Source organism: uncultured Candidatus Thioglobus sp., assembly GCF_963981275.1.
Lineage (GTDB): Bacteria > Pseudomonadota > Gammaproteobacteria > PS1 > Pseudothioglobaceae > Thioglobus_A.
This window is the reverse complement of the sequence record NZ_CAXCCZ010000039.1, coordinates 1-9,401: the sequence shown is the minus strand read 5'-3', so window position 1 is coordinate 9,401 and position 9,401 is coordinate 1. Positions and strand designations below refer to the sequence as shown.

Here is a 9,401-nt window from a genome sequence, read left to right as displayed (position 1 = left end):
GCCCAGCCTGATGACCAAGCCCATTGGAAGTTATAACCACCTAGCCAGCCGGTGACATCAACCGTTTCACCAATAAAGTAAAGCCCAGGTTGTTTACTTGATTCTAGGGTTTTGGAAGATAATTCATTAGTGGCAATTCCGCCTGTACAAACCTCAGCGGTGCGCAAACCTTCAGTGCCACTAGGTGTTAGCATCCAATGATTCAGGCAATAACCAAACGCTTTGAGATCGTGCTGTTTTATTTCACCTAGTGTCATATCAGCTAATGCTTTTGCACTTAACGTATTAGCTAAGCGCTCAGCAAGTCGCTTGGGGAAAAATTCAGCCAAAATTGTTTTAAGCTCCGCCTTACCTCGTTGTTGTTGTTTGTTTAGTAAATATTCGCTGGCATCCAAATCAGGCAAAAGATCAATAATAATATAATCTCCTTTGCTCCAGTAGGAAGAAATTTGCAAAATAGCCGGGCCACTCAAGCCTCGATGAGTGATGAGCAACTGCTCTCTAAAATTGGCGTGATTACAACTAACAACCGCCTCTAGAGAAAGCCCAGAGAGATCTTTAAAATACTTGTCAATATCATATTGATGAAAAGTAAATGGCACCAAGCCAGGTTTAAAAGCAACTGATTTCAAACCAAATTGTTTGGCGATTTGCAAGCCGAAATCACTTGCACCCATTTTTGGGATACTAGGGCCACCTGTAGCAACAACCAATGATTCTGCTTTAAAACCACCTTGGTTTGATTGAATTGTATAGTTTGAATCAAATTCAATCTGACCAATTTCACAAGCCAAAATAATATCCACTTGCTCACCTTCATCGAGCAACATTCTAAGCACTGCGCCGGATTTTTGATCACAAAACAATTGACCCAAAGTTTTTTCTGTCCAGCTCAAATGATGGCTTTCTAATAAGGCTATAAAATCCCATTGAGTGTAGCGTGATAAGGCAGATTTGCAAAAATGCGGGTTGTTTGAAACGTAGGCCTCGGGCTCAATAAAGAGGTTGGTAAAATTACATTTTCCACCGCCAGATATGAGGATTTTCTTACCCGCCTTACTGGCCTTATCCAAAATAGCCACACTGCGACCACGTTTAGCCGCTTGTGCAGCGCACATCAAACCTGCAGCACCTGCACCAATAATAATAACGTCGTATTGTTTCAAAAGAACTCGCTGATGGTATTGATAATCACAGGTGAATCCCACTCAAGCGCACCGCGATAGGCGTAGCGAATGATGCCGTTTTTATCCAGTAAAAAATTAGACGGATAAGCATACACACCCCAATCTTGTACGGCTTTGCCGGAGCTGTCTAATAAGATTGGCAAGTCAAACTTTACTTTTTTCTTGAATTCATTAATTTCACGTGCTGACTCACCAACGTTCACAGTGATAATTTTAAAATTTTGGTGTTTTAACTGTTCGCCTAACCTAACCAATGAGGGAATCTCTTTGATACAAGGCTTGCACCAACTTGCCCAAAAATTTAACAAAATGACAGTGTCTTTATAATCACTCAGATTAACTTTTTGACCTTTTAAGTCTTTCAATTGCAATACAATACTACGCTTACCCTTATACGGCTTGAGTGTTGGCTCACTCAAAGCATACTTGGGCTTGATATGCGTAGACTTTGATAAAGCTATCGGAGCTATTGGACGCACACTTGAGAGTAGAGCAGATGCTTGTATGTATGTATTACCCAAATCTGTCTTTGCTTTTAAATCTGCTTGTGTTAAATCTTCCTCATTACGCATATGAAACCCGCCACGCACACCTTCTAACCGATGCACAAAAACCGAACTACCGCCAGATTTTAGAGTTTTTAATATTTCTTTAGAGCGAAAATATTTGGTACCATACTGTGGCAAAACCATATAAATAGGCAAGTTGCTCGCTTTGGCGATATCAACATAATCTGCCTTGACACCCAACGCAGGCGCACCTTTAATTAAATGCGGAGAATGAAAAATATGACCTTTTAAATAATCATCACCAGGGTGTTGGGATTGCCATTGGTAAGCCGCCTTGAGCGCTAGCTGAGCACCTCGACCAGAGGTGACAAAAAATAATTGCTTAAAGCCCTTGTCTTGCGTTAGGCTAATTAGCTCCACCAAATCATCGATATTAAACTTATCTATACTACTACGATGCCTGGGTACCATATAGCTGGCGTGCAAATCTAGCACCCAGACGTCGCGCTCATCAAAAGCCAGCTGTTGTGCGGTAGCAATATGACCTTTGCCAAAGCCACGCTCTGATGGTAAATAAAGGTATAAGGTATTACCCTCAGAATTAAAAGTGTCCACCATAAGCACTTCGCCAGAGCTAAGCTCGATTTCTATTTTATCGTCGGCAATAAGTGCTGAGGACAAAAACAGGGTAATGATGAATAGCCACTTCATGAGTGATTATACATATCCAAAATATAATACAAAATAACTCCTTCAGATGAGCGCGAAGGACCCAAAACCTTAGCGGCGTATAAGTGATTTTTAGGGTCTGATTTTTCTACTGCTTGCTCAAGATTTTCAACGATTTCAACATTGTTAGCAGGAACGCGCTCTCGCTTAACACGAGGAATACGCACCACAGCATACTGCTCTGTAACAACTTTAACGCTCGGATGTGGATCTAGCGAATAACCTCTCATGGTTCTTTGGTGATGATCCTTGATCCGCAGACTTGATTGGACGGTACAGCGACGTGAATTTTGGCGGGTAGTGATAGCTCCATTGCATCAACACGATGAATGAATTCTACCTGATCAACACCACCGCCAATCATTTCATTAAAGGTTTTTTCCTCCCAAATAGAGCTTACTGTGCGTCCGCCATAGTCATGCGCAGGATAAACCAAGGTAGCCTCGGGAAGAGTAAACAAATATTGAATGGCGTTGTACAGTTTTTTAGCTGAGCCGCCTTGAAAATCACAACGCCCACAACTGCGAATCAACAAAGCATCTCCAGTGAATACCTTGTCATCAATCACGTATGACATGCAGCCGTCAGTATGCCCTGGTGTTGACAGCGCTTTAATTTGATATTTTCCAAATGCCAAGCTTTCGCCGTCCTTGATTAAAATGTCTGCACAAGTCACTGAATTGGCACTACCTAGTACAATTTGCGCCTGACTAAAACGATCCTTCAGCGGGCAAGAGCTGGTAATGTGGTCTGCATGTACATGAGTTTCAATAATGTATTTAAGATCCAAACCTAACTCTTCAATTAGGCCAATATCTCTTTGTTTGGTTTCACTCACTGCATCGATAATTACTGCCTCTTTGGTTTGAGAGTCAGCTAGTAAATATGTGTAGGTGGAGCTTTCTTTTTCAAATAAAGGTCTGAAAATTAAACTCATGGTAACACTTTTTTAAACGGCTTCACAATAACGCTTGCGTATGCGCCTGACGCCATATACGGATCTGCATCTGCCCAAGCTTGGGCGTCTGCTAAACATTCAAATTCTGCCACCACCAGTGAGCCAGTAAAGCCTGCCTCGCCAGGATCAACATTATCAATAGCTGGATGCGGCCCTGCCAGGATTAATCGACCTTCATTTTTTAAAGCATTCAAACGCTCAATATGCGCTGGACGCACGGACAATCTCTTTTCTAATGAGTCCTCTACATCTTGTGAAATGACAGCATACAGCATTTAAATTCTCCTTATATATCCAGTATATCTTGCATCGAATACAAGCCTGCAGACTTATCTTTTAACCAAGCTGATGCTCGAACAGCGCCATTGGCAAAAGTCATGCGTGATGAGGCTTTGTGGGTAATTTCCACGCGCTCACCTTCCATAAAAAAGCTCACTGTATGCTCACCCACCACATCGCCACCTCGAATAGTGGAAAAGCCTATGGTTTGACGATCGCGTGGCTCTTCAATACCTTCACGACCATACACTGCACATTTGGACAAATCTCGCCCTAGAGCATTAGCTACCACTTCACCCATTTTAAGTGCGGTGCCCGAGGGTGCGTCCACCTTATGGCGATGATGCGCCTCAACAATTTCAATATCAGAATCTTCACCAATTACCTTGGCTGCCATCTCTAGCAATTTAAGCGATAAATTGACACCCACACTCATGTTCGGTGCAAATACTACTGGGATTTCTTGAGCGGCATTATTGATTATCTCAAGCCCAGCATCATCAAAACCTGTGGTGCCAATCACAATCGCTTTGCCCGCCTGTTTACAAACTTTAAGATACTCTAGCGTTGCCTCAGGCCTGGTAAAGTCAATCACTACGTCAAACTGATTGATCACGGCACTTAGCTCATCACCCTTATCCAGGGTTACCCCTAGTGCCACCTTATCATTTTGATGGATAGATTCAATAATAGTTTGCCCCATACGACCTGAAGCGCCAACCACTGCAATTTTTATCATGTTTTTCTCTGTCAATTAATTGATTAGACTCACTTACTCTGGTCTAACTCTTAAATATACTGGATATTTAAAGTTGCCTTTGTTGGTGAAGCCGTAGTATTTAAAGGTAATTTTACTACCAATAGCGGGTGGATTAGCCCTGTCTTTATCTTTAAAGCCTGAGCCAATTTTTAGCTGTTTTCCAGCACTTGTCTGGCAAAGCACAGAACCCATCAAGCCTTTATATTTGCCCTTGCCGGGTAATATGCCTAGTACCGTGCATTCAGTATCAAAATATTTTTTCACTTTTAGTGCTGATGATAACCGACCCGTTTGATACAAGGTATCAGGATTTCTCACCACCACACCCTCGCCCTTGTTACCAACCACCTCTTTTAAAAATTCAGCAAGCTGAGTCTTGGTATTGATCTGTGTTTGTGGGATGATTTGAATATTTGAATTTGGATTTTTGTATAAATATGCTCGTAAAACGTCCAATCTTTTAAGTAGTCCACCTGGCTGATTGGGTACTTCAAAAATATTGTGAGTAATCTGTTTCCAGCGATCATCTGGTAATTGCGTACGCACAATGGAGGAAACATTCTCAAAATCATCGCGCTTTGTCCACAGCTCCCCATCTATAGCAAACGGTGGATACTGTTGAACAAACCACAGGGGTGGATTAAGTTTGTAACCGCCTCGAGTGAGTAATTCTTGTCCGTTCCAAAATCCACGAACACCATCAAGCTTTTCGCTCATAACCCAACCAACAACCTCTTTAGAATCGTCATAAGTTTTAAGTAAAAATAGGTCTGGCTTGTTAGCCAAACCTGCAAAGGAACCCAACATTACCGTGATCAATAAAATAACTCTATTAATCACGGCAGCACTCATTATGTCAGCTGATCTTCTAGGAAGCCGTTTTTCTTGGTGATATTATCAATATCTTGCAAGGCTTTTAACATGTCAGCCATTTTGTCAATAGGGATCATGTTTGGCCCGTCACTTAGCGCCACTTCCGGATTTGGGTGAGTTTCCATGAAAAATCCTGACACACCTACAGCAGCGGCAGCTCGTGCTAATACTGGCACCATTTCTCTTTGCCCGCCCGAGGTTAAGCCGTTACCACCAGGTTGTTGTACAGAGTGTGTAGCATCAAACACCACAGGCTGTCCGGTTGAACGCATGGTTGATAAGCCGCGCATGTCAGACACCAGCGTGTTGTAACCAAATGAAGTGCCACGATCACAAATGGTAATTTGTTGATTGCCTGTTTCAAAGGCCTTATCCACCACATTTTGCATATCCCACGGCGCCTGGAATTGGCCTTTTTTAATGTTAACGGGAATACCCTGCTTACAAACATTTTGGATAAAATTAGTTTGACGTACTAAAAATGCTGGTGTTTGCATCATATCTACCACATCAGCCACCTCATCAAGTGGTGTGTCTTCGTGTACATCAGTCAACACAGGGATGCCTATCTCATCTTTAACTTTTTGCAAAATTCGTAAACCCTCTTCAACACCTAATCCTCTAAAGCTTCCTGTACTAGAGCGGTTTGCTTTATCGTACGAAGATTTATAAATAAAATTAATACCCAATGCTTCAGTTACTTTTTTTAGTGTTTCTGCTGTTTCCATAGCCAGTGATTCAGATTCAATCACGCAAGGACCTGCAATTAAGAAAAAAGGTTGGTCGATGCCGATTTCAAAATCTAATAATTTCATACTATTCACATGGGTTAATAATTGATAAGGTTAATTATAAGCCAAACAATTACATTAAAATATCCAATCATGACAAATACACCTGATATTCTCAAAAAAATTATTGCTCGAAAGGAGCAAGAAATCAAGGATGCTCTTGAGCTAACTTCCTATGACAAAATGATGGAAACCGCTTATGAAGATCGCACAACACGTGATTTTTATCAAGCACTAAAGGATAAGACTGATCTTAAGCAAAATGCCATTATTGCTGAAATTAAAAAAGCATCTCCTTCAAAAGGCATTTTACGGGAAAACTTTAACCCTGCTGAAATTGCCAAAAGCTATGCCAAACATGGTGCTGCTTGTCTATCGGTTTTAACTGATAAAGACTTTTTTCAAGGGGATGATAAATACGTAGCCGAAGTAAGATCAGCGGTCACCCTGCCGGTTTTGCGCAAAGAGTTTATTATCGAGCCCTACCAAGTGTTTCAGTCTCGCGTTTTAGGCGCTGATTGTATTTTGCTCATTGCAGCTTGTTTAGAAGATCAAAGAATGGAGGATTTAGCCATGCTGGCCATCTCTTGCCACATGGATGTTTTGATTGAAGTGCACAACCTTGAAGAATTAAAGCGCGTACAAGCATTACGCCTACCAATGGTTGGCATTAACAATCGAAATCTAAGAACATTTGATGTTACCCTGCAAACAACCATTGATCTTCTGGATGCAATAGATGATGACACTTTGGTGATTACTGAGAGCGGCATTTTAGGCGCGCAAGATGTAAAACTCATGCAAGAACATGATATTCATGCATTTTTAGTGGGTGAAGCATTCATGCGTCAAGATAACCCTGGCCAAGCGCTAGAAGATATTTTTGCTTAACACAATACAAGGACACTCACAATGAACACAACAGTTAGATGGATTGATGGCATGATGATGGTAGGTGAATCGGCCAGTGGCCATGCGATTGTTATGGATGGCCCTGAAACCTTAGGCGGTAAAAACCTCGGCATTAGGCCAATGGAAATGCTACTTTTGGGCATGGGTGGCTGCACTACTATTGATGTCATGTCCATGCTTAAAAAAATGCGCGAAGAAGTACGCAATTGTCGGGTTGAAATATCGGCTGAGCGTTCTGATGAACACCCAAAAGTATTTACTAAAATTCACCTGCATTTTATCCTGGAAGGCGAAAACCTAGATGAGAAGAAAATAGCCAAAGCTGTTAGTTTATCGGCAGAAAAATACTGCTCTGCTTCTATCATGCTTGGAAAAACAGCCGTTGTTACTCATGATTTTGAAACCCATGCATAATAACTGGGGCTGGCTTGGTACAGTCACTGGCATTATTGGCGGCCTTATGGTGGCGCTTAATTTTGAATATTCAAAATTTGGCTATATATTTTTCATGGTATCTGCCATTAGTTGGATCATACAAGGCTCGAGAAATAACGACAAATCATTAGTATTATTAAACACTGTCTTTGTTTGTGTTAACAGTTTAGGACTTTATCGTTGGTTCTCTTAACAGTAAGCTACAAACTATTTTTAGCACTAATCCTGTTATTAAATTTTCGGGTTGTTGCAGAGGGCAAGCCCACTACCACTGACGTTATCGATATTTCCAGCGAAATAGAGGTTATTGATACTGAGATTCTTGATCTTGAAGTTAGCTACGAAATGGGAGAAAGCATGTTTGATATTAATGCCGAAGCGACCGATATCTCTAACGAATTGCTTTATCACGAATATCAGCTTGGCACGCCTAAAGATGAAAGTAGCCGATGGAATGAGTCTGAGCAGATGATCTTGGATGCAAAAATCAAACTACAAGCCCTACAAGAAAAAATTAAACTCGAAGGCGACTGGGGTCAACTACGTTTTCGAGTGATTGACTTTAAGGGCGAAGATCCTGGACAATTAAAGCTTAGATACAACTACGGTTTTTAAAACTATCCCTTTAAAATATTTAGCGTATAATATTTTTTTTTACGGAGAGTTGGCCGAGTGGCTGAAGGCGCGCCCCTGCTAAGGGTGTAAAGGGTTTATCCCCTTTCGAGGGTTCAAATCCCTCACTCTCCGCCACAAATTCCCTTTAGTAGTAGTATCTGTAGAGCCTACCAACTAAAATCTTAACTATGTTTTTTTCATCACATCTTTATTTTTTGGTGCAAATTTCCGCACATCATTTAGATGATCAGGTGACAAATGTGCGCACTTCAATGTCGTTACTAAAGTGCTATGACCTAGTGCTTTCTGTAGACTTAAAACATCACCACCATTCATAATAAAATGACTGGCAAAGGTGTGTCTCAATATATGGGTGCTTTGACCTTCATTTTTTTTACCCCTACCTTGAGTAATTGTGCTATTTGGATTTTCCCCAATTGTTGTTCATCTCATTATGATCAAACAAAACCCTTGCCTTGCTATTGAGCCACCCTTTCAATAGGGTTAATACTATGGTAATTCTCAACATTGCAATTAGTTAGATCGAAGCTATCTTGTAAATTCAACCAATACTGTGGCGAGTTATCAAAATACTTGCCGAGTCTTATCGCTGTATCGCTAGTAATAGATCTACTACCTTTTAATATCTCACTAATACGAGTCTGCTGCACAAAGATATCTTTAGATAAACGGTAGGCTGTTATATTGTAATCATCCAATAACTCTTGTAAGAATTCACCTGGATGGAAGTTATTTTTAATCATAATTTTTTCCTATTTAATGGTAATCAATAATTTCAATATCATAGGAATTGCTGCCTTTGAAAATAAAACATACTCTGTACTGTTGGTTAATTCTCACACTACTCTGCCCTTTTCTATTACCAGATAAATTCTCTAAGTGATTTGATGATGGCAAACGCAAATCATCTAAACAAGTAGCATTATCTATTTGTATTAATCTCATTAATGCTCTCCTGCTAATCTGACCAGGAATTGACTTATGATTTCCATCAGTTGCAAATTTTTCAGTTTTTTTATCAGCGTAACTTTTTATCATATTTTGTTATATAGTATCGTAGTACGATACTATTGTCAAGTGACACCATCCAACTTTATTTATTATTAACCAACTATACACCCATACCTTTAATGAAAAGTAGCTCAAGTTTGTTGGCATCTTTAATGCAATAGATACAAACCAGCATACTTTGTATGCATATAAAAATTCTTATATAGTAATATTTAACTATATAATACTTTCATCTCAAGATTCAAACTTTTCACTCCATATCATTATTAAATAATCAAATTTATGACTGACACACCATTAGTAATCGCAGGAAAAACTTAT

At 40.2% G+C, this 9,401-nt stretch carries 14 protein-coding genes, 1 tRNA gene and 1 pseudogene; 5 read left to right on the top strand and 11 right to left on the bottom strand.

What is annotated here, in order from left to right:
* From ABNR88_RS06340 to kdsA, 8 genes are all read right to left on the bottom strand, one after another.
* Nucleotides 1–1,166 (bottom strand): NAD(P)/FAD-dependent oxidoreductase (locus tag ABNR88_RS06340; protein WP_348670193.1); only part of this gene is annotated, 1,166 nt, incomplete at its 3' end.
* Nucleotides 1,163–2,407: a TlpA disulfide reductase family protein gene (locus ABNR88_RS06335; protein ID WP_291927368.1), complete on the bottom strand. Its 1,245-nt coding sequence runs from the start codon at nucleotides 2,405–2,407 to the stop codon at nucleotides 1,163–1,165. The genes ABNR88_RS06340 and ABNR88_RS06335, both read right to left, overlap by 4 nt.
* Nucleotides 2,404–2,655, bottom strand: coding sequence for a hypothetical protein (locus ABNR88_RS06330; RefSeq protein ID WP_291927365.1), 252 nt, complete (start codon nucleotides 2,653–2,655; stop codon nucleotides 2,404–2,406). The genes ABNR88_RS06335 and ABNR88_RS06330 overlap by 4 nt, the downstream gene beginning before the upstream one ends.
* Nucleotides 2,652–3,362, bottom strand: coding sequence for an MBL fold metallo-hydrolase (locus ABNR88_RS06325; RefSeq protein WP_291927363.1), 711 nt, complete (start codon nucleotides 3,360–3,362; stop codon nucleotides 2,652–2,654). Before ABNR88_RS06325 ends, ABNR88_RS06330 begins: the two co-directional genes overlap by 4 nt.
* Nucleotides 3,359–3,658 (bottom strand): YciI family protein, encoded by a 300-nt coding sequence (locus tag ABNR88_RS06320; protein WP_291927360.1) that lies wholly within the window; start codon nucleotides 3,656–3,658, stop codon nucleotides 3,359–3,361. Before ABNR88_RS06320 ends, ABNR88_RS06325 begins: the two co-directional genes overlap by 4 nt.
* 11 nt (nucleotides 3,659–3,669) lie before the next feature.
* Complete coding sequence (gene dapB / locus ABNR88_RS06315; RefSeq protein WP_291927356.1) at nucleotides 3,670–4,401, bottom strand: 4-hydroxy-tetrahydrodipicolinate reductase; 732 nt, start codon at nucleotides 4,399–4,401, stop codon at nucleotides 3,670–3,672.
* 33 nt (nucleotides 4,402–4,434) lie between these two features.
* Nucleotides 4,435–5,274 (bottom strand): DNA ligase, encoded by an 840-nt coding sequence (locus tag ABNR88_RS06310; protein WP_291927353.1) that lies wholly within the window; start codon nucleotides 5,272–5,274, stop codon nucleotides 4,435–4,437.
* A complete protein-coding gene (gene kdsA / locus ABNR88_RS06305) occupies nucleotides 5,274–6,110 on the bottom strand; it encodes a 3-deoxy-8-phosphooctulonate synthase (protein ID WP_291927350.1) in 837 nt (278 codons plus the stop codon). The genes ABNR88_RS06310 and kdsA overlap by 1 nt, the downstream gene beginning before the upstream one ends.
* A gap of 69 nt (nucleotides 6,111–6,179) precedes the next feature.
* On the opposite strand from kdsA, the gene trpC reads away from it, so the two are divergent.
* The 5 genes from trpC to ABNR88_RS06280 all read left to right on the top strand — a co-directional run bounded on the left by trpC (nucleotide 6,180) and on the right by ABNR88_RS06280 (nucleotide 8,183).
* On the top strand, nucleotides 6,180–6,977 hold the full coding sequence (gene trpC, locus ABNR88_RS06300) for an indole-3-glycerol phosphate synthase TrpC (RefSeq protein WP_291927348.1): 798 nt from the start codon (nucleotides 6,180–6,182) through the stop codon (nucleotides 6,975–6,977).
* A gap of 21 nt (nucleotides 6,978–6,998) precedes the next feature.
* Nucleotides 6,999–7,412: an OsmC family protein gene (locus ABNR88_RS06295; RefSeq protein WP_291927345.1), complete on the top strand. Its 414-nt coding sequence runs from the start codon at nucleotides 6,999–7,001 to the stop codon at nucleotides 7,410–7,412.
* Complete coding sequence (locus ABNR88_RS06290; RefSeq protein WP_291927342.1) at nucleotides 7,405–7,626, top strand: hypothetical protein; 222 nt, start codon at nucleotides 7,405–7,407, stop codon at nucleotides 7,624–7,626. Before ABNR88_RS06295 ends, ABNR88_RS06290 begins: the two co-directional genes overlap by 8 nt.
* Nucleotides 7,614–8,048, top strand: a complete 435-nt coding sequence (locus ABNR88_RS06285; protein WP_348670192.1) for a hypothetical protein — start codon at nucleotides 7,614–7,616, stop codon at nucleotides 8,046–8,048. The genes ABNR88_RS06290 and ABNR88_RS06285 overlap by 13 nt, the downstream gene beginning before the upstream one ends.
* 43 nt (nucleotides 8,049–8,091) lie before the next feature.
* Nucleotides 8,092–8,183: transfer RNA gene (locus tag ABNR88_RS06280), tRNA-Ser, on the top strand.
* A gap of 51 nt (nucleotides 8,184–8,234) precedes the next feature.
* Here the strand turns inward: ABNR88_RS06280 and ABNR88_RS06275 are convergent.
* The 3 genes and pseudogenes from ABNR88_RS06275 to ABNR88_RS06265 form a co-directional block, all read right to left on the bottom strand.
* Nucleotides 8,235–8,435, bottom strand: a pseudogene (locus tag ABNR88_RS06275) (tyrosine-type recombinase/integrase); the annotation flags it as partial.
* 92 nt (nucleotides 8,436–8,527) lie between these two features.
* Nucleotides 8,528–8,812 (bottom strand): HigA family addiction module antitoxin, encoded by a 285-nt coding sequence (locus ABNR88_RS06270; protein WP_291927339.1) that lies wholly within the window; start codon nucleotides 8,810–8,812, stop codon nucleotides 8,528–8,530.
* 13 nt (nucleotides 8,813–8,825) lie between these two features.
* On the bottom strand, nucleotides 8,826–9,107 hold the full coding sequence (locus ABNR88_RS06265; RefSeq protein ID WP_291927336.1) for a type II toxin-antitoxin system RelE/ParE family toxin: 282 nt from the start codon (nucleotides 9,105–9,107) through the stop codon (nucleotides 8,826–8,828).
* Between the last annotated feature and the right edge of the window lie 294 nt (nucleotides 9,108–9,401).